19 protein-coding genes and 1 tRNA gene are annotated in these 22,224 nt (G+C 73.6%); 12 read left to right on the forward strand and 8 right to left on the reverse strand.

Annotation, left to right across the window (positions count from 1 at the left end; translation table 11 throughout):
- Nucleotides 1–59: 59 nt before the first annotated feature.
- Both FH715_RS03620 and FH715_RS03625 read left to right on the forward strand, forming a co-directional pair.
- Nucleotides 60–1,190 carry a DUF475 domain-containing protein gene (locus FH715_RS03620; RefSeq protein ID WP_139640571.1) on the forward strand — a complete coding sequence of 377 codons (1,131 nt, stop codon included), beginning with the start codon at nucleotides 60–62 and terminating at the stop codon, nucleotides 1,188–1,190.
- Nucleotides 1,191–1,295: 105 nt separating this feature from the next.
- Nucleotides 1,296–2,036, forward strand: coding sequence for a Tellurium resistance (locus FH715_RS03625; RefSeq protein ID WP_139640573.1), 741 nt, complete (start codon nucleotides 1,296–1,298; stop codon nucleotides 2,034–2,036).
- A gap of 34 nt (nucleotides 2,037–2,070) precedes the next feature.
- Here FH715_RS03625 and FH715_RS03630 read toward each other — a convergent pair whose 3' ends face one another.
- On the reverse strand, nucleotides 2,071–2,709 hold the full coding sequence (locus FH715_RS03630; protein WP_139640574.1) for a TerD family protein: 639 nt from the start codon (nucleotides 2,707–2,709) through the stop codon (nucleotides 2,071–2,073).
- 110 nt (nucleotides 2,710–2,819) lie between these two features.
- Between FH715_RS03630 and FH715_RS03635 the strand changes: the two genes are divergently transcribed.
- The 3 genes from FH715_RS03635 to FH715_RS03645 are packed head-to-tail and all read left to right on the forward strand — an operon-like array spanning nucleotide 2,820 to nucleotide 7,248.
- Nucleotides 2,820–3,980 (forward strand): HpcH/HpaI aldolase/citrate lyase family protein, encoded by a 1,161-nt coding sequence (locus FH715_RS03635; protein ID WP_139640576.1) that lies wholly within the window; start codon nucleotides 2,820–2,822, stop codon nucleotides 3,978–3,980.
- On the forward strand, nucleotides 3,977–6,376 hold the full coding sequence (locus FH715_RS03640) for a phosphoribosyltransferase (protein ID WP_139640578.1): 2,400 nt from the start codon (nucleotides 3,977–3,979) through the stop codon (nucleotides 6,374–6,376). The genes FH715_RS03635 and FH715_RS03640 overlap by 4 nt, the downstream gene beginning before the upstream one ends.
- Complete coding sequence (locus FH715_RS03645) at nucleotides 6,373–7,248, forward strand: HAD family hydrolase (protein WP_139640580.1); 876 nt, start codon at nucleotides 6,373–6,375, stop codon at nucleotides 7,246–7,248. The genes FH715_RS03640 and FH715_RS03645 overlap by 4 nt, the downstream gene beginning before the upstream one ends.
- Here the strand turns inward: FH715_RS03645 and FH715_RS03650 are convergent.
- Nucleotides 7,139–7,849, reverse strand: coding sequence for a DUF4383 domain-containing protein (locus FH715_RS03650; protein WP_139640582.1), 711 nt, complete (start codon nucleotides 7,847–7,849; stop codon nucleotides 7,139–7,141). The two genes, FH715_RS03645 and FH715_RS03650, sit on opposite strands and share 110 nt — an antisense overlap.
- Nucleotides 7,850–8,041: 192 nt before the next feature.
- Nucleotides 8,042–9,343 (reverse strand): hypothetical protein, encoded by a 1,302-nt coding sequence (locus FH715_RS03655; protein WP_211367433.1) that lies wholly within the window; start codon nucleotides 9,341–9,343, stop codon nucleotides 8,042–8,044.
- A 528-nt stretch (nucleotides 9,344–9,871) separates the two neighbouring features.
- On the opposite strand from FH715_RS03655, the gene FH715_RS03660 reads away from it, so the two are divergent.
- Nucleotides 9,872–9,946: transfer RNA gene (locus tag FH715_RS03660), tRNA-Val, on the forward strand.
- A 257-nt stretch (nucleotides 9,947–10,203) separates the two neighbouring features.
- On the opposite strand, the gene FH715_RS03665 is transcribed toward FH715_RS03660, so the two are convergent.
- Both FH715_RS03665 and FH715_RS03670 read right to left on the reverse strand, forming a co-directional pair.
- Complete coding sequence (locus FH715_RS03665) at nucleotides 10,204–11,763, reverse strand: alpha/beta hydrolase (protein ID WP_139640586.1); 1,560 nt, start codon at nucleotides 11,761–11,763, stop codon at nucleotides 10,204–10,206.
- Nucleotides 11,764–11,888: 125 nt separating this feature from the next.
- Nucleotides 11,889–12,557, reverse strand: coding sequence for a hypothetical protein (locus FH715_RS03670; protein WP_139640588.1), 669 nt, complete (start codon nucleotides 12,555–12,557; stop codon nucleotides 11,889–11,891).
- Between the two features lie 113 nt (nucleotides 12,558–12,670).
- Here FH715_RS03670 and FH715_RS03675 point away from each other — a divergent pair, with 113 nt between their 5' ends.
- From FH715_RS03675 to FH715_RS03685, 3 genes are all read left to right on the forward strand, one after another.
- The gene (locus tag FH715_RS03675) at nucleotides 12,671–13,270 is read left to right on the forward strand and encodes a TetR/AcrR family transcriptional regulator (RefSeq protein WP_139640590.1); all 600 of its coding nucleotides are present in this window, start codon (nucleotides 12,671–12,673) and stop codon (nucleotides 13,268–13,270) included.
- 229 nt (nucleotides 13,271–13,499) lie between these two features.
- Complete coding sequence (locus tag FH715_RS03680; protein WP_139640592.1) at nucleotides 13,500–14,213, forward strand: histidine phosphatase family protein; 714 nt, start codon at nucleotides 13,500–13,502, stop codon at nucleotides 14,211–14,213.
- 92 nt (nucleotides 14,214–14,305) lie between these two features.
- The gene (locus FH715_RS03685) at nucleotides 14,306–15,160 is read left to right on the forward strand and encodes an SAM-dependent methyltransferase (RefSeq protein WP_139640594.1); all 855 of its coding nucleotides are present in this window, start codon (nucleotides 14,306–14,308) and stop codon (nucleotides 15,158–15,160) included.
- 102 nt (nucleotides 15,161–15,262) lie between these two features.
- On the opposite strand, the gene FH715_RS03690 is transcribed toward FH715_RS03685, so the two are convergent.
- Nucleotides 15,263–15,958 (reverse strand): DedA family protein, encoded by a 696-nt coding sequence (locus FH715_RS03690; protein WP_139640596.1) that lies wholly within the window; start codon nucleotides 15,956–15,958, stop codon nucleotides 15,263–15,265.
- A gap of 270 nt (nucleotides 15,959–16,228) precedes the next feature.
- Here FH715_RS03690 and FH715_RS03695 point away from each other — a divergent pair, with 270 nt between their 5' ends.
- Together FH715_RS03695 and FH715_RS03700 are read left to right on the forward strand one after the other, a co-directional pair.
- Nucleotides 16,229–16,927: a superoxide dismutase family protein gene (locus tag FH715_RS03695; RefSeq protein ID WP_139640598.1), complete on the forward strand. Its 699-nt coding sequence runs from the start codon at nucleotides 16,229–16,231 to the stop codon at nucleotides 16,925–16,927.
- A gap of 194 nt (nucleotides 16,928–17,121) precedes the next feature.
- Nucleotides 17,122–17,721, forward strand: a complete 600-nt coding sequence (locus FH715_RS03700; RefSeq protein ID WP_139640600.1) for a TMEM165/GDT1 family protein — start codon at nucleotides 17,122–17,124, stop codon at nucleotides 17,719–17,721.
- A gap of 30 nt (nucleotides 17,722–17,751) precedes the next feature.
- On the opposite strand, the gene FH715_RS03705 is transcribed toward FH715_RS03700, so the two are convergent.
- Nucleotides 17,752–18,417 carry an HAD-IA family hydrolase gene (locus tag FH715_RS03705; protein ID WP_281290692.1) on the reverse strand — a complete coding sequence of 222 codons (666 nt, stop codon included), beginning with the start codon at nucleotides 18,415–18,417 and terminating at the stop codon, nucleotides 17,752–17,754.
- Between the two features lie 279 nt (nucleotides 18,418–18,696).
- The gene (locus FH715_RS03710; RefSeq protein WP_139640602.1) at nucleotides 18,697–20,724 is read right to left on the reverse strand and encodes an MDR family MFS transporter; all 2,028 of its coding nucleotides are present in this window, start codon (nucleotides 20,722–20,724) and stop codon (nucleotides 18,697–18,699) included.
- A gap of 165 nt (nucleotides 20,725–20,889) precedes the next feature.
- Here FH715_RS03710 and FH715_RS03715 point away from each other — a divergent pair, with 165 nt between their 5' ends.
- Nucleotides 20,890–21,897 (forward strand): peptidoglycan-binding protein, encoded by a 1,008-nt coding sequence (locus FH715_RS03715; protein ID WP_139640603.1) that lies wholly within the window; start codon nucleotides 20,890–20,892, stop codon nucleotides 21,895–21,897.
- The last annotated feature ends 327 nt before the right edge of the window (nucleotides 21,898–22,224 follow it).

A 22,224-nucleotide genomic window follows, 5' to 3' on the forward strand; every position in this document is an offset into this window, starting at 1 on the left:
TCCTCTCTCCCGTCCACCGGCATAACCACCGCGACCTCGCGCGGAAGACTGGACTACTCGTGATTCTCAAGACCTTTGGCTGGTCCTTCGGCGTGACGGTCGCCGGCCTCGCCGTCGCCCTCTACTTCTGGGGCTGGGAGGGTTTCGCCGTCGTGGCGATCCTCTCCATCCTGGAGATCTCGCTCTCCTTCGACAACGCGGTGGTCAACGCGGGTGTCCTGAAGCGGATGAACGAGTTCTGGCAGAAGATCTTCCTCACCGTCGGCATCCTGATCGCCGTCTTCGGTATGCGGCTGGTCTTCCCGGTGCTGATCGTCGCCGTGACGGCGGGGGTCGGGCCGGTCGAGGCGGTCGAGCTGGCGCTCGACGACCCCGACCAGTACTCGCAGATGGTCACCGACGCGCACCCCTCGATCGCGGCCTTCGGCGGGATGTTCCTGCTGATGATCGCCCTGAACTTCCTCTTCGAGGAGCGCGAGGTCATGTGGGCGCGCTGGCTGGAGCGCCCGCTCTCCCGGCTGAGCCGGATCGACGGCTTCTCGGTCGGCGTCGCGCTGGCCGCCCTGCTGCTCACCGCCACCACCGTCGCCAGCCAGGCCTACCAGCACGGCGGGCACCACGCGGACAAGACCGAGACGGTGCTGCTGGCCGGTCTCGCCGGGCTCCTCACCTATCTGATCGTCGGCGGCCTCTCGGGCTACTTCGAGAACCGCCTGGAGGACGACCAGGAGAAGATGGAGGAGGAAGAGGAGGCCGCCCGCCGCGCCGGCAAGAAGACCACGGTGGTCGGCGCCTCCGGCAAGGCCGCGTTCTTCCTCTTCCTCTACCTGGAGGTGCTGGACGCGTCGTTCTCCTTCGACGGCGTGATCGGCGCGTTCGCCATCACCAACCACATCTTCTGGATGGCGCTCGGCCTCGGCATAGGGGCGATGTACGTCCGTTCGCTCACCATCTACCTGGTCCGCCAGGGCACCCTGGACGACTACCGGTACTTGGAGCACGGCGCGCACTACGCGATCGGCGCGCTGGCCGTGATGCTGCTGATCAGCATCCGCTGGCACCTGCCCGAGGTGGTCACGGGGCTGGTCGGCGTCGGGTTGATCGCCTGGGCGTTCTACTCCTCGGTCCGGGCCAACCAGCGGGAGGCCGCCGAGGGGGTCGAGCCGAAGCACGTCTCCGCCGGGGGTTGAGCGCCCGGCGAACGCGGAAGCCTGTAACGGGACGGTCTCGGACCGTCCCGTTTCGGGCAGGTGGCCCTCCCTGGCGGGAGGGGGAGAGGCGAGGGGTGGCGCCGCATGGTGTCCCTGTGGTCGTACTGGCGCGGGGGCGCGTCGAACCAGAAGTTCGACGCGCTCGGCGGGGCGATGAGCTACGCGTCGGAGCTGACGCGACGCAACCCGGAGGCGGTGCTGACGGGTGACGGTGCCGACACCGGCACCCTGCGGGTCGACCTGACCTGGCGCATCCGCAGCAACAGCGACTTCGGCCGCTCGCAGCGCAGCTGGATGGACAACTGGCGCCATCCGCTCGCGGTGTTCAAACCGGCCGAGATCAAGGGCCACTCGCACGGCGTGGCCAACATGGACTTCGACCTGGCGTGCATGTACGAGCTTTCCGACGGCACCAGGGGCGTCGTGCAGGCGCTGGGCGGCCTCCAGGGCGACTTCAACGAGTCGCCCTACATCAAGCTCAGCGGCGACGACCGCTTCGGCACCGGCTCCGGCGAGCACCTGTACATCAACCTGGACAACAAGGACGAGTTCAAGCGGCTGCTGATCTTCGTCTACATCTACGACGGCGCCCCGACGTTCGACCGCGCCGACGTGGTGGTGACGCTCGCCACCCCCGACGGGAAGAACGTGGAGATCGGCTGCACCGACCCGCCGCCGCAGGCGCGTTCCTGCGCGGTGCTCCTGATCGAGAAGGAGAAGGACCAGCTGGTGGCGCGCCGGCAGGTCAAGTACGTCTACGGCTTCCAGTCGGAGATCGACCGGCTCTACGGCTGGGGCATGTCCTGGGGGCGGGGGCGCAAGTAGTCCACCCGTGGGGCGGGCCGCCGGCCCGGCCCGTTCAGCGGGCGGCGCCGGGCAGGAACTGCGGCCCCTGTGGGGGCAGCACGAACGCCGGGTCGGCGCCCGGGTAGCCGTAGGGCGTGGGCGGCGGTCTGCGGGCCGCGCCGATGCCGAACTCGCCGGCCAGCGCGACCAGTCCGCCGGTGAAGCCGCGCCCGATGGCGCGCAGCTCCCAGCCGCCGTCCTCGGTGCGGGCCACCTCCCCGCAGAGCACCGCCGTCTCGCGCGTCCCCGGGCGCAGCGGCAGCGCGGCGAGCGGGCGCCCGGTGGCGAGGTCGTGCACGGTCAGCTCGGGCCGGCTCAGCTCGGCGCGGAAGCCGCCGTCCGCCGAGGCGGCCAGCGCCATCCGTGTGATCCCCTTGTCCAGGCCGGTCAGTTGGGCTCGCACCACGTCGCGCAGGCTCCCGTCCGCGCGTTCCTTGGGGAGGCGCTGGACCAGCCCCGAGGGGTGGCTGGGGTGGTTGTAGAAGACGAAGTCGCCCTCCTGGCCGACGCGTCCGTCGCCGCCGAGCAGCAGCGCGGAGAGGTCGAGGTCGGGCGCTCCGGCACCGCTGTGCTGCCAGCTCCAACGCAACTCTACGCGGACCCCGCCGGCGTCCAGCCGCAGCGGAGCACCGGGTTCCAGCACAGGGGTCATACACCGAATCCTGCCTACGGCCATGCTCTCGAAACAATGCCGAGCTTACGATGGCCCGAAACCGGTGACGTCAGCCAGGCGGCCGGAGGGTGGGGGAGAGCGGGGACCACATGCGGCACTTCGGGCATCTGACTGCCGCGCGCCGCCGCGCGCTGTTCCATCGGGAGCCGGCCGAGTTCGGCCCCGACTCGCCGGTGAGAACGGTGGGTTACGCCCTGGGCGCGACGCTGTACGCGCCGGCGACCAGACCGCGGCTGGCGGAGGACGTCGGCAAGCAGGCCAGGTCGGGCGTGGTCTCCATGGTGCTGTGCCTGGAGGACTCCATCGGCGACGCCGAGGTGGCCGACGCCGAGGCGAACCTGCTGCGGCAGTTCCGGCTGCTGGCGGCCGAGCCGCCCGGCTCGTTGCCGCTGCTCTTCGTGCGGGTCAGGGAACCGGAGCAGATCCTGGACCTGACGCGGCGGCTGGGTCAGGACATCGGGCTGCTGACCGGCTATGTGCTGCCGAAGTTCACGCCCTCCTCGGGCGCCGCGTTCCTGGAGGCGGCCGTCGCCGCCGAGGTGCTGTGCGGGCGGCGGCTGCTGGTGATGCCGGTGCTGGAGTCGCCGGAGCTGCTGCATCTGGAGAGCCGCCACGAGGTGCTGCGCGCGGTGGCGGCGCTGGTGGAGAAGCACCGCGAGCGGGTCCCGGCCGTGCGGCTCGGCGTCACCGACTTCTGCTCGGCGTACGGGCTGCGCCGCACCCCGGAGATGACCGCCTACGACGTCGGCCTGGTCGCCTCCGTGATCGCCGACGTGGTCAACGTGCTGGGACGCGCCGACGGTTCGGGGTGCACCGTGACCGGCCCGGTCTGGGAGTACTTCCGCACCCAGGAGCGGCTCTTCAAGCCGCAGCTGCGCAACACCCCGTTCAGCGGCCGGGCGGAGGAGCTGCGCGCCCGGCTGATCGAGCACGACATGGACGGGCTGCTGCGCGAGATCGAGCTGGACCGCGCCAACGGGCTGATGGGCAAGACCTGCATCCACCCCTCGCACGTCGCCCCGGTGCACGCCCTCTCGGTCGTCAGCCACGAGGAGTACACCGACGCCGCCGACATACTGGGCGCGGTCCCCGGGGGCGGCGGGGTGCTGCGTTCCGCCTACACCAACAAGATGAACGAGGTGAAGCCGCACCGCGCCTGGGCCGAGAGGACCATGCTGCGCGCCGAGGTGTTCGGCGTCGCCAGAGACGGAGTGGACTTCGTGGACCTGCTCGCCGCGGGCAACGCGTGACGGCCCCCATATGGTCGGGTGACTGGGTCACCCGACGGCTCGGGGTCGCGCTGACCGGAACGGAAGCGCGGGAGCTGCTGGGCCTGGCCCTGCGGCGCAACCCGCGCAGGGCCCATCTGCTGGTCTCCCGCGTGCTCGGCAAGCACGTGCCGCGGCGGCCCGAACGGATACACGGCACCGGGCTGGCCCTGGGCCGGCGGGTCGCCGACGAGCTGGGCGAGGACGCCGGGCGCGCCGTCGTCCTCGGCTACGCGGAGACCGCGACCGGGCTCGGGCACAGCGTCGCCGACGGGCTGGACGCCGTCGGCTATCTGCACTCCACCCGGCGCCCGGTGCCCGAACTGCCCCCGGTCGGCGGCTTCGAGGAGGAGCACTCGCACCACACCTCCCATCTGCTGCTGCCCTCCGACCCCGGGCTGCTCGCCGGCGGGGGCCCGCTGGTGCTGGTCGACGACGAGCTGTCCACCGGCCGCACCGTCCGCAACACCATCGCCGCCCTGCACCGCCTCTGGCCGCGACCGCGCTACGTGGTGGCCACCCTCGTCGACACCAGGACGGAGGCGGACCGCGCCGCGCTGGCCAAGTTCGCCGCCGAACTGGGCGCCACCGTGCGGGTGGTGGCCCTGGCCGCCGGCCGGATCGCCCTCCCGGACGACGTGCTGGCGCGCGGCGCCGCCCTGGTCGCCGCGCACGAGCCCCCCGCCGCCCCGCCGCCCCCGCGCGCCGCGGCCCCGCCCGCCAGGCTCACGCTCCGCTGGCCGGCGGGCGTGCCCGACGGCGGCCGGCACGGCTTCACCCGCGCCCACCGCGCGCGGCTCGAAGCGGCGCTGCCGGCGCTCGGCGCCGAGTTGGCCGCCCAACTCCCGCCCGGCGCACGCCGGGTGCTGGTGCTGGGAACCGAGGAGCTGATGTACGCGCCGCTGCGCCTCGCGCAGGCGCTTCAGGGCGCGCTCGGCGAGGGCGCCGAGGTCGCGTTCTCCTCCACCACCCGCTCCCCGGTGCTGGCGGTCGACGACCCCGGCTACGCCATCCGCAGCCGGCTGGACTTCCCCGCCCACGACAGCCCGCCCGACCCCGGCCCCCGCTACGCCTACAACGTCGCCGGCCAGGGCTGGGACGCGGTCCTCGTCGTCACCGACGCCGCCGGCGACACCGCCGAACTCCACGCGGCGGACGGCCTGTTGGCCACCCTCGCCGGCCACGCGGCCCGGGTGCTGCTCGCCGTGCTGCCCGCCCCCGAGCCGCTGCCGCGCCCGCTGCGCGGCCCCGCGTTCTCCTCCTACCGCCCCGACGAGGTCGGCTGGCTGCTCCAGGACCTCTCCGGCGTCACGCTGGAGGCGCCCCGCGAGGAGCGCGAGGAGGCCATCCAGTCCGGCGGCGCCCACTACGCGGAGTCGCTGCCCGTCGAGTACCAGCCGAGCGAGGAGTACCAGCGCCTCTTCGCCCACGCGCTGGACGCCTCCGCCGACCGCGTCGCCCGCGCCGTCGGCACCGTCACCGAGACGGTCCTCGCCGAACGCTCGCCCTCGCCCGTGCTGGTCTCCCTCGCCCGCGCCGGCACGCCCGTCGGCGTCCTGATGCGCCGCTGGGCCCGGCACGCGCACGGCGTCGACGTGCCCCACTACGCGCTGTCCATCGTGCGCGGCCGGGGCGTCGACACCACGGCGCTGCGCTGGATCGCCGCCCACCACGCCCCGGAGGACGTGGTCTTCGTCGACGGCTGGACGGGGAAGGGCGCCATCACCCGCGAGCTGGCGGCGGCGCTGGAGGCGTTCCCCGGCTTCGACCCCGGCCTGGCCGTACTGGCGGACCCGGGCGGCTGCGTCACCACCTACGGCACCAGGGACGACTTCCTGATCCCGTCCGCCTGCCTCAACTCCACCGTCTCCGGCCTGATATCCCGCACCGTGCTCCGCGCCGACCTGGTCGGCCCCGGCGACTTCCACGGCGCCAAGCACTACCGCGAGCTGGCCGGAGCCGACGTCTCCGGCCGCTTCCTCGACGCCGTCACCGCCCGCTTCCCCGACGTCGCCGACGCCGTCGCCGCCGACACCGCCGCGCTGCTCGCCGCCGACCGCACCCCGACCTGGGCCGGCTGGCGCGCCGTCGAACGCGTCAGCGAGGAGTACGGCATCCACGACGTCAACCTGGTCAAGCCCGGCGTCGGCGAGACCACCAGGGTGCTGCTGCGGCGCGTGCCCTGGCGGATACTGGCCCGCCGGGGCGCCGGCTCCGACCTCGACCACATCCGGCTGCTCGCCGCCCAGCGCGGCGTCCCCGTCGAGGAGACCGACGAACTTCCCTACAGCTGCGTCGGGTTGATCCACCCCCGCTACACCAGGGGCGCCACGGGCGCCGACGGCAGAACGACCCACGGAACGGAGAGCGGCGCATGACACCCCGCACCCTCGTCGCCAGCGACCTGGACCGCACGCTGATCTACTCGGCGAACGCGCTGGAGCTGACCTGCGCCGACCGTGACGCCCCCCGGCTGCTGTCCGTGGAGAACTACCGGGGCAGGCCCCAGTCGTTCGTCACCGAGGCCGCCGCCGCCCTGCTCGCCGCGCTCGCCGCCGACCCGCGCGCCGTGTTCGTCCCCACCACCACCCGCACCCGCGAGCAGTACCTCAGGATCCGCCTGCCCGGCCCGCCGCCGCGCTACGCGATCTGCGCCAACGGCGGCCATCTGCTCGTCGACGGCGTCAGCGACCCCGACTGGCACCGCGCGGTCACCCGCGCGATCGCCGCCGCCTGCGCGCCACTGAAGGAGGTCAGGGCCCACGTCGCCGCCACCGCCGACCCGGCCTGGCTGCTGCGCGACCGCGACGCCGAGGGCCTCTTCCACTACCTGGTGGTGGACCGCGAACGGCTCCCCGACGCCTGGCCCAAGGCGCTCGCCGAGTGGGCGGCGCCGCGCGGCTGGACCGTCTCCCTCCAGGGCCGCAAGCTCTACGTGGTGCCCGAGCCGCTCACCAAGAGCGCCGCGGTCGCCGAGGTCGCCCGCCGCGCCGGCACCGGGCGGGTGCTGACGGCCGGCGACTCGCTCCTCGACCGCGACCTGCTGCTGGCCGGCGACGCCGCCTGGCGCCCAGGCCACGGCGAACTCGCCGGCAGCGGCTGGACCCACCCCCGCGTCAACGGCCTCGACGAACGCGGGGTCAGCTGCGGGGAGACGATTCTTCGCGCGCTGCTCGCCGCGCTTCCCGCCGCCGGACCGGACGACGCAGCCGCTCCCGTTCCCGGTCCTGCCGCCGCCAGTCCTCGCTGATCTCCCGACGCTGCCGGTCGGCCAGCCGCTGCCGCCGCTCCACGCCCACGGCCGCCTCCGGGTGCCGCGCCCGCCAGAACGGGTTGTCGTGCGGCAGCCGCCCGGAGACCCGGCCGTACATGCCGACGAAGAGCAGCGCCAATCCCACGGCGAAGCTGAAGAACACGTTGGAGAGCCCGAAGTTGAGCACGTTCGCGCCGGTGCTCAGCACCGCCAGATGGGCGAAGCCGCTCAGCACGAAGAGCGCGCCCAGGGCCAGGCAGAACACGGACGCCAGGCTCCCCCCGACCAGCATCATCACGCCCAGCGCCAGCCCCACCACGACGGACAGCCAGCTGAGCGCGCCGTTGGTGTTCATGCCCCAGACCGTGTCGTCCCCGGTCGAGAAGGCGCCCAGGCGCTGCGTCACGCCCAGGACGCCGAAGATCACCAGGGCCAGGCCGATCAGCCCGGCGCCGATCCGGTAGAAGCGGTTGAGCCGCCGGTCGGCCGGCCGGTCCCGCTCCAGCGTCGCCCGCCGCAGCAGGCCGAGCGGGCCGCCCTCCGGCAGCCGGGGCTCGCCGCGCGAATCCGTCCCCAACAGGGACGAGACCGATGCCATGGTGGCCTCCTCGGGTCCCTCGGAAGTCGGTCGCTCCGGGAACCGCGCCTCACCGGCCGCCGCACTCCCGGAATGTCCCGTTCCGCGTACCCGGGCCCGCCCCGGACGACACCGCCCCCGCCCGACGATCCGCCGGGACCTGCCGCAGGGAGCCCCGGATCGCCCGGCCCGCCCGGATCGCCGGCGATGGCCTCAGCGGCCCGCCCGGATGGCGTCCACCACCGCGCCCGCCGTCTCCCGCACACCCTCCAGCTCGGTCAGAAACCGCCAGTAGTCCGGGTTCCGCCCCCCGCCCTCCAGCTCCGTCACCGCCCGCTCCAGCCGCGTCACCGCCGCGTCCAGCGGCCCGGCGTGCCGCGGGTCGGGAACGGTCCGCCCCCGCATCGCCAGCCGCTGCGCGTCCCGCAGCGCGAAACGCGTCCGCTCGATCTCACCCGACGGGTCCCCGGCGATCTCGTTCAGCCGCCGCAGCCGGTCACCCGCCGCCGAGACCGCCTCGTCCGCGCCGCCCAGCAGCTCGTGCGCCCGCGCCAGCTGGACGGTCGCCGCCTCGAACCGCTGCGCACGCCGCTCCCCGCGCGCCGCCGCCAACGCCTCCCCGGCCTCCCGCACCGCCTCCTCGGCCTGCTCCGGCACCCGCTGGAGGTCCTGCCAGCAGTTGGCCATGAACCGCCGCCGCAGCTCGCTCAGGACCGGCCCCACCGAGTCTGCGCGGTTGCTGATGGCCTCCGCCCTGGTGCGCGACGAGGTCAGCCGCCGGTCGATCTCCGCCGCCCGCTCCGGCAGCCGCGCCGCTTCGGCCGCGATCGCCTCCGCCTGCCGACGCACCCGCTCGGCGCGCTGGATCGTCGGCCGCACCCCGTGCCGGCCCGCGCCCTCGTTCAACGCCCGCAGCTCGGGCCCGAGCCCCGCCAGCCGCGCCGCCAACTCGTCCGCGCCGAGCCCGGAACGCCGCGCCCCGTCCAACGCCTCCGTCGCCGCCAGCAGCGCCGCCTTCGCCCGCTCCACCGCGGGCGCCACCTGCGCCAACTGCTCCTGCGCCCGCGCCACCAGCGGCGTCAGGCTCTGCTCGAACCGCTCCAGGTCGCCCTTCAGCCGCACCAGCGCGTCCGTCACCCGCGCCAGCTCCCGCTGCGCGCGGTTGGCCGCGCCTGCCTCCAACTCCTCCGCGTCCAGGTCGTGCGCGTCGAGGGTGGTGATGTAGTCGTGGCTGACCTGGTCGACCTGCTCGCCCAGCGTGGCGAAACCGGCGTTCGCGCGTCGCGACTCCGGGGTCTCCTCGGCGGCCGACACCGTCTCCAGGGTGATCCGCAGGTCCCGGTGCGCGGTGTCCAACTCGTAGAACGCGGTCGCCGCCGCGTCCTTCGCCTGCTGCGCCCTGGCCCGCGACTCCTCGGCCCGGCCCCGGCCCCAGCGCCGCGTCCCCCCGCCCGTGAACGCGGCGGGCGCCGCCACCAGCGCGAACGCCACCAACGCGGCCGGCGCCAGCACCATGGAGACGGTGAGATCCCTCGCCAGTCGGCTCGCGGCTCGGCCGGTTGTCACAGTGTCCTTCTCCCCGTGGTCGCTGGGCCAGGTGAGTCCCCGCTCATTCTCCCACCCACACAACGTTCCGAAAGCTGTCGGTAGTGCCCGACAACACGCCTTGCCGGCGCGGGTGCGCCGTGCGACTACCGGACTCGCCGGTGCGGCACGGTGGTCGTCCGCGGCCCGTCACGGATGCGCCGCGCCGTTCCCCGCGCGCCTTCGCTGTCGCGGACGGGGGGTGCGAGTGACCGTTGGCCGTGCTGCGGGCGACAACCCGCGTGGTCTGTGCGGCACGGTGGTCGTCCGCGGCCCGTCACGGATGCGCCGCGCCGTTCCTCGCGCCCCTTCGCTGTCGCGGACCGGGGGCGCGGGGAACTGCGCGAGCGACCACACACCGAGCCGCACCCGACAAGGTGCCCAGGCCGGCAAGACCGGGGGCTGCCGGCCTCGTTGTTCCCGGCGGCCAGCCGTGTAGGCTTTGCCAGCGAATTCCCCGGGTGCATAGCTCAGCGGTAGAGCGCCGCCCTTACAAGGCGGATGTCGGCGGTTCGAACCCGTCTGCACCCACCAGAGGATCGTCGTTCGAACCAACGACCTCACCGGTTTGAGTTCCAGGCGTGGAACGAGCAAGTCGCAGCGCGGCAAGACCGCCGCGCCCAGAATCGTATGCGGTGGCTGCGGCCCGCGCCCGCGCCACTCTCGAAGCAGCGGCCCGGACGGCCGGAGCGATGGTGGCCATGGTGGCCATGGACCGAACCTGGCGTCGGAAGACGACCGCCACGGCAAACCGCTGGTCGATCCCGCCACAGGGCCGCCTCAGGGCCGCCTCAGAGGCTGCAACGCGCTCCATCGGGCGGGGTTCGTACGTCGATGAGGTACGCCTCGACGATCTCGTCGACGCACCGACTCCCGCCCAGAAGGTAGGCGCCGTGCTGTTTGCCCTCGACAGTGAGGAGGCTGCTTCCGAGCGCCTCGGCAAGAGCGACACCTCCGTCGTGCGTCGTTCCGGGGTCGCCGGTGACCGATACGACGAGGGTCTCCGGAAGCTCAGGAACGTCGGTGAGCCACGGGTCCTCACGCGTCGGCGGCGCGGGCCAGGCGCCGCACTCGCTGCGGAAGTTCTGTCCGGTGAGCACCTCAAGATCGAACATCGGAGCCACCTCCGCGAGTTCGCGCGCGTGGGCGGCGTGCTCCTGCGGCGTGGACCGTGGGTAGTCCATGCAGCGCACGGCGATGTTGACGTCGGCGTCGATCGTGTAGACACCGTCCGGCGTCCGACCGAACGACGCGTCGCGCAGCGCCAACACCCCCTCCGGGTCGCCGTCCTCCAGCGCGGTCAGCGCGGAGATGACGTCGGGCCACTTCGCCTCGGAGAACAGGCCGCCGACGATGCCGGCGTAGACGTCCCACACGTCCAGCTCCCGGCCGTCGTCCGTGGCCGCGGGTGACTCGACGACCGGCTGGACGATCTCGTGCAGGCGGTCGCTCGCTGTCCTCGGGTCGTCGCCCAGCACGCAGTCGCCGGACTCGGCGCAGAGCGCGGCCAGGTCGTCGAAGCGGTCCTGCTGGACGGCGAGCTGGGAGACGCGGAAATCCGGCAGCGTGAGGTCCGGCGCGACGCCGCCGTCGAGCACCAGCGCGCGGATGTTGTCCGGGTACTCCGTGGCGTACATGGCACCGAGCTCGGAGCCGTAGCTGTAGCCGAGGTAGGTCAGCTCGTCGTCGCCGAGGACCTCCCGGAGGACGTCCATGTCCTTCACGACGTTCGTCGATCCGACGCTCACCAGGTTCTCCGCGCCGCCGGACCCCTCGGCGCAGCGCGTCGCCAGCTCCTCTGCCTGGTCGGCGCTGGTGACGTTCCAGACGGCGGCGAATCGTGGCACCTCACCCGCGTCGTACTCCTCGTCGGAGTAGCAGTCCACGGAGGGCGTCGACGCACCGACTCCGCGCGGGTCGAACCCGACGATGTCGAGCCGTTCGGTCAGGCGACCGTCCTGCAAGGTCGGCGCCTGTGCCGCCACGAACGAGAGACCGGATCCGGCGGGGCCACCCGGATTGACGAGCAACGAGCCCTCGGCCTCGCCACGGGCCGGAAGACGCATCAGGGCGACCTGCGCTGTCTCTCCCTCGGGCTCGGTGTAGTCCAGCGGCACCTCGGCCGATGTGCATTCGAGATCGGGGTTCGCGAAGAGCTCCTCGTCCACGGCGTTGGTCGCGACGCCGTCGCAGGTCCCCCAGTCGAGATCCTGCTCCAGGTAGATGGAGAGGCCCGGCGTCGGGGTCGACGGCGTGCAGGCGGGGAGGCCGACGAGCGCGGTCAGTGCGGCGAGAACGAGTACCGACGGGCGGGGTCGGGCTCGACGTGCGGAACGGGATGGGTGACGCACGGGTTCTTCTCCTTTGCTGGGCCGAACGTGTCCTGCGGAACGTGGCCGTGGTGGGTGGTCAGCCGTCGAGAGGGGGGGGGCCGGCGCGCGAGCCGACGGCAGCAGTGCCGCGCGATCCCCTGACCTCAGCCGTCCATCCCGGCGGTCTCGACGTCCAGGAGCCAGTGGTTGCGCAGGGAGAGCGCTCGCTCCACGCCCGCGAGTGCGCCGAGCACGGCGAGGGCGGTGTTGGCCCAGGCGGGGAGGGCGAGAGGTGAGTCGAACGACGGGAACCGGCCCGTCCAGATCGACTGATGGGTGAGCAGGTCCAGCAGCTGCGGAGCGAGGACCATCAGGTTGACCACCAGCACCAGCACGGCGGCGGCAGCCAGAGCCCGCCCCATGCCGGGGCGCCGCCGGGACAGCTGCGCCCGCCAGTGCTCCGGCGTCCCCGGGGCGGGAACGAGCTGACGCTGGCTTCCGTCGGCCGCGACGAGGCTGATCCTCTCCATGCCGAACCTGCTCGCGGCGACGTCGATCCTGCCGCGTTCGAGCTGGAACTCGACCGGCATCTCGGCCGTCTGGACGTGTCTGTCGTCGCGGTAGAGGGAGGCCAGCCCCGCAGAGTGGTCGACGTCGACCGTCGCGGTCGACGCTTCGGGGAGGTCGATCGCGAACCGGGTGCGCCGCAGGAGGAGCGAGGGGCGAAACGGCGGCAGCGGTGCTCCGGGCGGTGGCGCCGGCGGCCACCGCGCCTCGGCGCCGCCGTCGAGATCGCCGAGACCCGAGGACCAGGGATCGCGCGGGGCGTTCATGACTCCTTCCGATCCTCGCTCGCCGCGGATGGGGGACTGCCCGTGGGCTTTAGTAGCACGTCCATGCCACTAAAAGTAGCACGAACATGCTACCTGCGGGGTATGCTCCTCCCATGGCCAAGAGAATCGACCCGGAAGTCCGTCGAGAGCAGGTCGCCGACGCGGTGATCGACGAGATCGCCGAGCACGGCCTCCGCTCGGTCACCCTCGCTCGCATCGCCGCCCGCTCGGGCCTGGCCATCGGGAGCATCCGGCACTACTTCGGCGACACGCTCCGCGAGGTCATGCGCTTCACGCTCACGGTCCTCATGCAACGCGTCGCACGTCGCGACACGACGCTGTCCACCGATCCTCTGACCCGGATCGCCGACGCGGTCGCCTTCACCGTTCCGACCAGCGACCAGGAGCGCAAGGAGAACGCCGCGCTCGTCGAGTACCGCGTCATGGCGCGCACCGACCCCGAACTCGCCGCCGACATCGCCGCGACGTCCGCGCTGAGCCAGGATGCCGTCCGCTCGGCCCTGCGCGACGCGATGGCCGATCGCGCGATCGACGACGCGACGCTGGACCGCGAAGCGCTCCTGCTCCACGCGGTCGTCGAAGGGCTCTCCTTCAGCTCGGCTCTGTTCTCCGCCCCCCTGACGGAGGAGCACGTCCACGAGGCGATCGCGGCGTCCCTGCGCCGGCTCAGGGAGGCTCACCCGCCGGCCTGAACCCCTCGTCGTCGGGCCACGAGGACACCCTCGCCATCGAGCAGGCGTTCGCCGCTGCCTGAAAGGTCGGGGCCGAACGTGCTTCGCCCGTGCGGCTCGCCGCGGCTGTTCGATCGTGGCCGCGCGGGCAGCTCGACGTCGTCGCCGTTGGCGACGAGGCTGCTATGGAGGCCCACCCCCCCCGCCGCGCGTCGGCCGTTCGGGCCGTCCTCGGCGTCACACTGGGCGCATGTCGAGTGATGTGCTGCCGCCGCCCCCGTTCCCCCTCGCCGAGCTGACCGCCGTCCGGCACGGGGAGAGCGTCTCCAACGTCGTCTTCCGGGAGGCCGCCCGCGCCGGGCGGCCCGATGACAGCCTGGCCTACCGCGAGGCCCGGGTGCCGCTCACCGGCGTCGGGCGGGAGCAGTCGGCGGCCGTGGGGCGGCGGTTGGCGGCGCTGCCGGCGGAGCGGCGGCCCGAGCTGGTCGTCTGTTCGCCGTACGCGCGGGCCCTGGAGAGCTGGTCGGCGGCGGCCGAGCAGTGGCCGGGCGCGCCGGCGCCGCTGGTGGACGAGCGGCTGCGGGACCGGGAGGCCGGCGTCTTCGAGCTGATGACCCCGCTGGCCGTCGAGGCCCACGCGCCGGAGGAGGCGCGGCGCCGCGCCGCGGTGGGGGAGTGGTGGTACCGGCCGCCGGGCGGCGAGTCGTTTCCCGACGTGACGCTGCGGGTGCGGGACTTCCTGCGCGACCTGGCCCAGGCCGCGCCGGGGCGGCGGGTGCTGCTGGTGGCGCACGACGCCGTGGTCGTGGCGTTGGGCCTGGTCGTCGCCGGCCTCGGCGCGGTGCCGCCGGAGCGTCCCGCGGCCGTGCCGAACGCCTCCCTGTCCCGCTGGGAGGGGGACGGCACGCGGCTGCGGCCGGTCACCTTCGGCGACACCGCCCACCTGACCGGCACCGACGGCTGAGCCGTCGACAACTGGCCACACCGCGACGGGAGATGCCACCGTCAGCTGACGGTCTTTCGGTAATTGGTTACTCTGCCACGGGAGTTCGACACATGATCGACAACCCGGAACCGGAGGACCGTGTGGTGAGTGGACAGGGTGAGGGCGCGCCGCCGGAGGCGTTGGACCTGCGCACGGACCAGCCGCACTCGGCGCGGATGTACGACTATCTGCTGGGCGGCAAGGACCACTACACCGTGGACGCCGAGGCGGCCGAGAAGGCGCTGGGGCCGTTCCCGTTGCTGCGCACCGCCGCCCGGGAGAACCGGGCGTTCCTCGGCCGCGCCGTCCGCTATCTGGTGCGGGAGGCCGGCATCCGGCAGTTCCTGGACCTCGGCTCCGGGCTGCCGACGGCGGAGAACGTGCACCAGGTCGCCCAGGCAGACGATCCGACCGCGCGCGTGGTCTATGTCGACAACGACCCGATCGTGCTGGTCCACGGCAGCGCGCTGCTGGCCAGGGACGAGCGGACGGCCGTCATCCAGGGCGACATACGCCGCCCGCGCGAGGTGCTGGAGCACCCCAGGGCCGCCGAACTGCTCGACTTCTCGCAGCCGTTGGGCCTGCTGGCCGTCGCCGTGCTGCACTTCGTCGCCGACGAGGAGGAGCCCGAGGGCCTGGTGCGGGTGCTGCGGGAGGCCGTCGTGCCGGGCAGCCACTTCATCCTGTCGCACGCCACCGCCGACCTCGCGCCCGAGGCGGCGATGGGTGTGCAGCACGCCTACCGCAGGCAGGGCGTGCCGTTGACGCTTCGCGACCGGCAGCGGTTCACCGGGTTCTTCGACGGGCTGACGCTGGTGGAGCCCGGCGTGCAGGTGGTCAGCGACTGGCGCAACGAGGAGCCGGAGGAGTCCCGCCCCGACCACGCCGACGTGTCCTGGTACGGCGGGATAGGCCGCCTCGACTGAGCCGGAACGGCCGGAACGCCCTGCGGGAAGGCAACGGCGGCGAGGGACCAGCGGAAACGCCCCCGCGTCCGCCCCGCGTCCGGTCCTTCCGGGGAGCGCGGGTCAGACGACCCGCGGCTCGGAGGCCGGCGCGGGGATCTGGGCGGCGGCCTGGGCGGCGGCCTGGGTCTTGGCGTCGCCGCGGGGGCGCAGCAGCCGGGCGGCGAGCACGCCGGCGCCGACCAGCGCCAGCAGCGACAGCCCGGCGCTCAGCCAGCTGGCGCCCAGCAGCTGCCCGCCGAGGTAGCCCACGCCCACGCTGTAAGCGGTCCACGCCAGCGCGGCCAGCGTCGACCACGGCAGAAAGTCGCGCGTGCGGCGGTCGGTCACGCCGGCGCCCAGGCTGACCACCGCGCGCCCGGCGGGCGCGAAGCGCGCGAGCACCACCAGCGCACCACCCCCGCGCGTGAGCGCCACCTCAAGCCGCTGCTGGGTGCGGCGCAGCCGGGGGGAACGCGCTATGGCCGGTCCGTAGCGCCGCCCGCCGCGCCTGGCCAGCCGGTACGCGAGCACGTCCCCGAGGACGGAGGCCGTGATCGCGCAGATCACCAGCAGGGCGATCTGCGGCAACTTGCCGCCCGGCGTGGGCGGTCCCGGCAGGGAGGTCACCTCGGCCGCGGTGTCGGCGGCGACGGCGGCGGCGGTGACGACCAGCGCGCCGCTGGGCAGCACGGGGAAGAAGACGTCGAGCGTGATGGACAGCACGACGGCCACGTAGATCCAGGGGGCGTACAGCAGTATCCCCAAGGTCTCCTGCACTGCTTCTCTCCCCGTTCCCCCCAGTGATCGGGCCGACCGCTCCGGCGCGCGAGGTGGTGACTGATCAGACGTGGCGCGGAACGAGTCGGTTCCGCCGTACAGCGTACGCGCACGTCCTTCGGCAGGATCACGCGGGTGCGTGCGCGGGTGCGTGTGGCCATCATCTCACGCTGTGCCCCGGCAGGGTGGGGTCTCGACGCCGTTCCTTCGCGGCGCCGCAGTCGTTCACCCGGCAGTACAACCGACAGCTCGACCGACAGGGAGCACGCGATGAGATCACTGGTCACCGGCGGACTGGCGGCGCTGCTCGCCGCGTTGGCGAGCACCGGGGGGACGGCGCTCGCCGCCGAGCGCGCGGGGGAGCGGGAGGGGGCCGGGCGCGAGGTCGAGCAGGGCTGGCTGTTCGTGGGCGAGTTCGCGCCGGTCGGCGCGGGCGGCACGGGTGCCGTCACCTACGACGAGACGCTGGTGCCGGCGGGCTCGCCCGTCGAGGTCGTGCAGTGGGTCGGCGACGGCCGCACCCGGGTCGAGCTGCGCGTGCGGGGCCTGGTCCCCGGCCACACCTACGGCGCCCATGTGCACGCCGAGCCCTGCGGCCCCGACCCCGCCGACTCGGGCCCGCACTACCAGCACGAGCCGAGCGACCGCCCCGGCGCTGCCAACCCGTCCAACGAGGTCTGGCTCGACTTCACCGCTGACGGCGAGGGCGCCGGCGCCGCCGACGCCCGGCAGGACTGGTACTTCCGGGCGGGCGAGGCCAACTCCGTGGTCATCCACGAGCACGCCACCTCCCGTGGCCACCACGGAACGCCGGGGGACGCCGGCGTGCGGGTGGCGTGCCTCACGGTCCCGTTCCGGGGCGTACCCGTCTCCGGCACGGCGGAGGCCGAGACCCTGCCGGCGCCCCCGATCCCGGCGCGGCCCTCCGGGGCGGCGGCGGGTAGGCTGGGGGGTACTGAAGGGGAGTAGCCCTACGCCGGTGCGTTCGACACACTGGCCCGCCGCCACCAGCGGCGCGGCCCGGCGCCCGGAGCGGACCGCGGCCGTGAGGCCGTGCCGCGGCGAGACCTTCGGCCGACAGTGTCAGTTGACGCTGCCGTGCCGAGGTCAGCGCTCCCCGCGAGGCACTCGGCCGGCGGCCTGAGCCCTACCGAGGTTCCCCAGTGTTCGACATTTCGACGGCGGCCGTGGTCTTCGGCGTCGTCTTTCTCGCCGAGCTGCCGGACAAGACCGCGCTCGCCGGTCTCGTTCTCGGCACCCGTTTCCGTGCCTCCTACGTCTTCGCCGGCATCGCCGCCGCGTTCGCCCTGCATGTGGCGCTCGCGGTGGCGGCCGGCAGCGTGCTGACCCTGCTGCCGCAGCGCCCGCTCCAGGCGGTGGTCGGCGTCCTCTTCCTCGGCGGCGCGGTGCTGCTGCTGCGGGAGGCGGCCAAGAACGACGAGGGTGAGGAAGAGGAGGAGCGGGCGAAGACTCCGAGCAGCGCCACCTTCTGGCGGGTGGCGGGCAGCGGCTTCATGCTGATCCTGGTCGCCGAGTTCGGTGATCTGACCCAGATCATGACGGCCAACCTCGCCGCCAGGTACGACGATCCGTTCTCCGTCGCCGTGGGCGCCGTGCTGGCGCTGTGGGCGGTGGCGGGGATCGGCGTGCTCGGCGGCGCCGCGCTGATGAAGCGGGTGCCGCTGCGGGTGATCACCCGCGTCGCGGCGGTGGTCATGGTGCTGCTGGCCGGGTTCAGCTTCTACGAGGCGATCACCGGCTGAGCGCCGCGGCGCGAGGGAGGCGGCGCCCGCTCAGCGGGTGATCGTCACGCGGGCGCCGCCGTCGGGCGCGGGGGTGACCCGCAGCTGCTCCAGCGTCTCCACATGGGCCGTCGCCCCGAGGGTGGCGGCCCGTGGCCCGACGCCGATGACCTGGGCGCCGGAGGCCAGCGCGGCCTCGACGCCGGCGGCCGAGTCCTCCAGGGCCACGCAGTCCCAGGGGTGGACGCCCAGCGCGGCGGCGCCCTTGAGGAAGCCCTCCGGGTCCGGCTTGCTGGCGCTCACCGACTCCGCGGTGACCTGGACGTCCGGCATCCGCAGCCCGGCCGCCGTCATCCGCGCCTTGGCCAGCGCCGAGTCGGCCGAGGTGACCAGGGCGTGCGGCAGCTCCTCGATCGAGGCGAGAAAGCGGGTCGCGCCCGGGATCTCGACGACGCCCGCGACGTCGGTGGTCTCCTCGGCGAGCAGCAGCGCGTTCTCCCTGAGGTTCTCCTCCATCGGCCGGTCGGGCAGCAGCTTCGCCATGGTGGCGAAGCCCTGACGGCCGTGGACCACGGCCAGTACGCGGGCGAAGTCGATGTCGTGCTCCTCGGCCCAGCGCCGCCAGATCCGCTCCACCGCGGCGTCGGAGTTGACGAGGGTGCCGTCCATGTCGAGTAGCAGGGCGCTGAACACGCCCACGGTCTCTGTCGTACGCAACGGGGCCGTCCTTCGGTAGCGGACCGATGAGGAGTCACTGCGGAGAGTTCGGTCAGTGGCCTGGCGTGGGGGGCGAGAAAGCCAGTGGTCCCGCCCGGGTGGTCGGGGATCGGGCGGGGCCACTTTGTTTCCGTAGGGTACAAAACGTGGGCCGCGTCGCGCCACCCCACCAGAGGCGCGTTACCTTCGCGTTCCGGGAGCGTTCACCGGAGAAGTCCTTCGGGCGGCGGGTGTTGACGGGGTGGCGCGCACGCCGGCGCGCGGGCTTCCGGCGCGCGCTCAGTGGGCGCGGGGCCACTCCGTGCGGGAGCCGCCGAGCTCGGCGCTCAGCTCGCGGACCAACTCGGCCAGGTCGCGCGGGCGTTCGGGCCCCCACCAGTCGCCGAGCAGCTCGGCGAGCGCGGCCTCCCTGGCGGCGGCCAGCCGTTCGGCCAGCTCGCGACCCGCCTCGGTGGCCACCAGCGGCAGCCCCTCGCGCGCGGCCAGGCCCCGTTCCTCCAACTCCCGCGCCGCGTCCAGCAGCACGTCGAGGGGAATGTCACCGCGCTCGGCGAGCAGCCCCGGCTCCGCCGAGCCGTACCTCCTGACGCGCAGCAGCAGCCAGCAGCCGGCCGGCCGCAGGTCCGTTCCGGCGGCGGTGGCGATCCCCGCGTACAGGTCGCGCCGGCCCGCGCGGCTGCTGAGCGTCGACAGCGCGCGGGCGCACTCCGCGCGCGAGGAGCGTTCCACCGGGCTCGGCGGCACGCTCTCGCCCATGTCGTGCGCCAACACGCCCCCGCGCAACGGATCCTCGCGCAGCGCCCACGCCAAGGCGTGCGCCACCAGCAGCAGCGGCGCCGCGTAGAGGAAGACGCTGGTGATCGCCTCCGCGTAGGAGCCGAGCACGCCCTCCCTGGCCGCCGCGGGCAGCGCGCCCACCCGCTCCGGGTCGTGCAGCAGCCGTTCCCTGTCGACGCCCGGCGGCAGGTCGACCCCGCGCAGCGTCGAGGTCAGCTCGTCCCCGAGCCGGTGGTTGAAGACGGCCCCCAGCGCCGCGACGCCGAAGGCCGCGCCGACGGAACGGGCGAACGTCACGCCCGAGGTCGCCACCCCCAGGTCGCGGTACTCCACGGCGTTCTGCACCGCCAGGATCATCACCTGGAGCACCAGCCCGAGGCCGAGACCGAAGACCGCGAACCACAGGCTCATCACCAGCACGCCGCTGTGCTCGTCGAGGGTGTGCAGCAGCACCAGCCCCACGGCGGTGACGGCCGTGCCGACCACGGGGAAGACCTTCCAGCGGCCGGTGCGGCTGATCAGCTGCCCGGAGAGGGTCGAGGAGAGCAGGATGCCCAGCACCATCGGCAGCAGCCGCACCCCGGAGAGCGTCGGCGAGACCCCGTGCACCACCTGGATGAACGTCGGCAGATAGGTCATCGCCCCGAACATCGCGAAGCCGATCACGAACGAGATCGCTCCGCAGAGCACGAACGTCCGCACCCGGAAGAGACCCAGCGGGAAGACCGGCTCCTCCGCCCGGCGCTCCACCGCCAGAAACGCCAGCAGGCAGCCGACCGAGAGCACCGCGAGCCCCGCCGTCTGCCAGGAGAGCCACGGCCAGCTGGTCCCGCCGAGCGAGGCGATCAGCACGAGACCGGCGGCGAACGACGCGATCAGCGCCGTGCCCGCGTAGTCGATCACGTGCCGCCGGTCACCGGTCGGGATGTGCAGCACGGCGGCCACGACGGCCAGGGCCAGCGCGCCGAACGGCAGATTGATGTAGAAGACCCAGCGCCAGCCGAGATGGTCGACGAACAGCCCCCCGAGCAGCGGCCCGAAGACGCTCGTCGTGCCGAACACCGCACCGAACAGCCCCTGGTACCGCCCGCGTTCACGCGGCGGAACGAGATCGCCGACGATCGCCATCGACAGCACGATCAGGCCACCGCCGCCCAGTCCCTGCAGGAAGCGGAAGGCAATCAACTCTGGCATATTCCGGGCGAGTCCACACAGCGCGGAACCCACCAGAAAGATGACGATGGCGAGCTGGAAGAGGCGCTTGCGGCCGTGGGTGTCGCCGAGCTTCCCCCACAGCGGCGTGCCGGCGGTGACGGCCAGCAGATAGGAGGTCACCACCCACGAGAGATGGTCGAGACCCCCCAGGTCGCCGACGATGGTGGGCAGCGCGGTGGCCACGATGGTCTGGTCCAGCGCGGCGAGGAACAACCCCAGCAACAGAGCACCCATCGACAACAGCAGCCGGCCGCGGGCCCGGCTGTCCGGGGGCGGCGGCATCGCGGAATCGGCGCGGGACGGCCCCGTGGCCATGGGCGTCTCCTGGCATGGGCGGCGGCGTTCGAGAGGGCCGGAACGGGGCGGCCCCACGGCCAGTTTGGCGGCTTTTGCCCCGCGCGGCTTCTTCAGTAAGTTGGCCCACGTTCACCCATAAGGGTGGTGCATAATCGCTGCCAACCGACCGGGAGGGCAGGCGCGGTGACGGACCGGCTCGACTGTCTGATCTGTGGCCGCCTGTGGCTGCCCAGTGGCGAGCCGAGTTGTGACTGCCTGACCCATTCGCTCTCCCGCCCCGTCGGCCCTCCGCAACACGAACCGGACCCGGCCGACGTCGCGCTCTTCCCGCTGGAGGAGGAACGCCACCCCAGGACGGCGGCTGCCGCGCGCCGGCGCGCGGGGGGCGTGGAACGGCTCGGCGTCGCGCCGGTCGACGCGGTGGGCACCGCCGACGTGGTCGACGCGCCGGCGGGCGCCGCCCGGCCCGCGCCCTCGCACCGCAAGCCGCGCTCCCGCCACCGGGCCTCACTCGCGGCCGGCGGCGCGGTGGCCGCCGTGGTCGGCGGCGCCGCGCTGGCCGCCTCGTTCTTCAACGGCGCCGGCCGCGACCGCGCGGTCTCCGACGCGTTGCCGCCGGTGCCCAGCCTGGTCCTGCCGGACGGCAGCGGGGAGACCGGCGAGGGCACCGCCACCGAGAGCGACGGCCACACGCCCGAGCCCGAGGAGGGCACGGAGGCCGCGCCCGACGGCCCGGACGGCGGCGAGCCGCCGCCCGACGAGCCGGAGGCCGACGCGACGGGCGAGCAGCCCCCGTCGCCCGACCCGACGCCGACGGACCGGCCCGACCCCCCGCCGACGGGCCCCAGCCCGACGCCCACCCCACCCACCGAGCCGGCGCCCGACGACCCGGAGGAGCCCGAGGACCCCGAGGAACCGGAAGACCCCGACGACCCGGACCCCGACGAGCCCGACCCCGACCCGACGGGCAGCCTGAAGGAAGGCGACGAGGGGCCCGAGGTCGTCGAACTCCAGGAACGGATGCGGGAACTGCGGTGGGTCTACCGGGGCCCCGCCCACGGCACCTACGACGCGGCGACGAGGGAGGCGGTCGCTCGCCTCCAGTCGGCCTACGGGGTGACGGACGACCCCAAGGGCGTCTACGGCCCGCCCACCAGGGAACTGCTGGAGAGCCTGACCCAGGGCCGCTGATCTTCTTTTCTGCGGAGCGACCACCGCGGCGGGGTGCCTGGGCGAGCGGCTTTGGGGGCGCGGGGAACTGCGCGGTGCATTCGTGGCGGGTCGCGCTCGACAACGGTGCGGCATTGGTTAGGTGGGTTGTCGGGTGCGCCCCGGTGTCGGGTTGCTCGCGCAGTTCCCCGCGCCCCTTGACGGCCGCTCGGGGGTGCGGGGAACTGCGCGAATGCTGGGTGGCGGGCTGTGGGCGACTACGGTGCGGTATCGGCTAGGTGGGTGGTCGTCCGCAGGCGGTGGCGGGCTGCGGGCGACTGCGGTGGCGCATTGGTTAGGTGGGTTGTC

It is taken from the genome of Streptomyces sedi, from assembly GCF_006335015.1.
GTDB classification, from domain to species: Bacteria; Actinomycetota; Actinomycetes; order Streptomycetales; family Streptomycetaceae; genus Streptomyces; species Streptomyces sedi.

Bases quoted from the DNA above. Each gene is read 5' to 3' on its own strand.
- FH715_RS03625 (WP_139640573.1), top strand. From the start codon at position 1,296: ATGGTGTCCCTGTGGTCGTACTGGCGCGGGGGCGCGTCGAACCAGAAG.
- FH715_RS03630 (WP_139640574.1), bottom strand. From the start codon at position 2,709: ATGACCCCTGTGCTGGAACCCGGTGCTCCGCTGCGGCTGGACGCCGGC.
- FH715_RS03635 (WP_139640576.1), top strand. From the start codon at position 2,820: ATGCGGCACTTCGGGCATCTGACTGCCGCGCGCCGCCGCGCGCTGTTC.
- FH715_RS03645 (WP_139640580.1), top strand. From the start codon at position 6,373: ATGACACCCCGCACCCTCGTCGCCAGCGACCTGGACCGCACGCTGATC.
- FH715_RS03650 (WP_139640582.1), bottom strand. From the start codon at position 7,849: ATGGCATCGGTCTCGTCCCTGTTGGGGACGGATTCGCGCGGCGAGCCC.
- FH715_RS03655 (WP_211367433.1), bottom strand. From the start codon at position 9,343: ATGGTGCTGGCGCCGGCCGCGTTGGTGGCGTTCGCGCTGGTGGCGGCG.
- FH715_RS03670 (WP_139640588.1), bottom strand. From the start codon at position 12,557: ATGAACGCCCCGCGCGATCCCTGGTCCTCGGGTCTCGGCGATCTCGAC.
- FH715_RS03675 (WP_139640590.1), top strand. From the start codon at position 12,671: ATGGCCAAGAGAATCGACCCGGAAGTCCGTCGAGAGCAGGTCGCCGAC.
- FH715_RS03680 (WP_139640592.1), top strand. From the start codon at position 13,500: ATGTCGAGTGATGTGCTGCCGCCGCCCCCGTTCCCCCTCGCCGAGCTG.
- FH715_RS03685 (WP_139640594.1), top strand. From the start codon at position 14,306: ATGATCGACAACCCGGAACCGGAGGACCGTGTGGTGAGTGGACAGGGT.
- FH715_RS03695 (WP_139640598.1), top strand. From the start codon at position 16,229: ATGAGATCACTGGTCACCGGCGGACTGGCGGCGCTGCTCGCCGCGTTG.
- FH715_RS03710 (WP_139640602.1), bottom strand. From the start codon at position 20,724: ATGGCCACGGGGCCGTCCCGCGCCGATTCCGCGATGCCGCCGCCCCCG.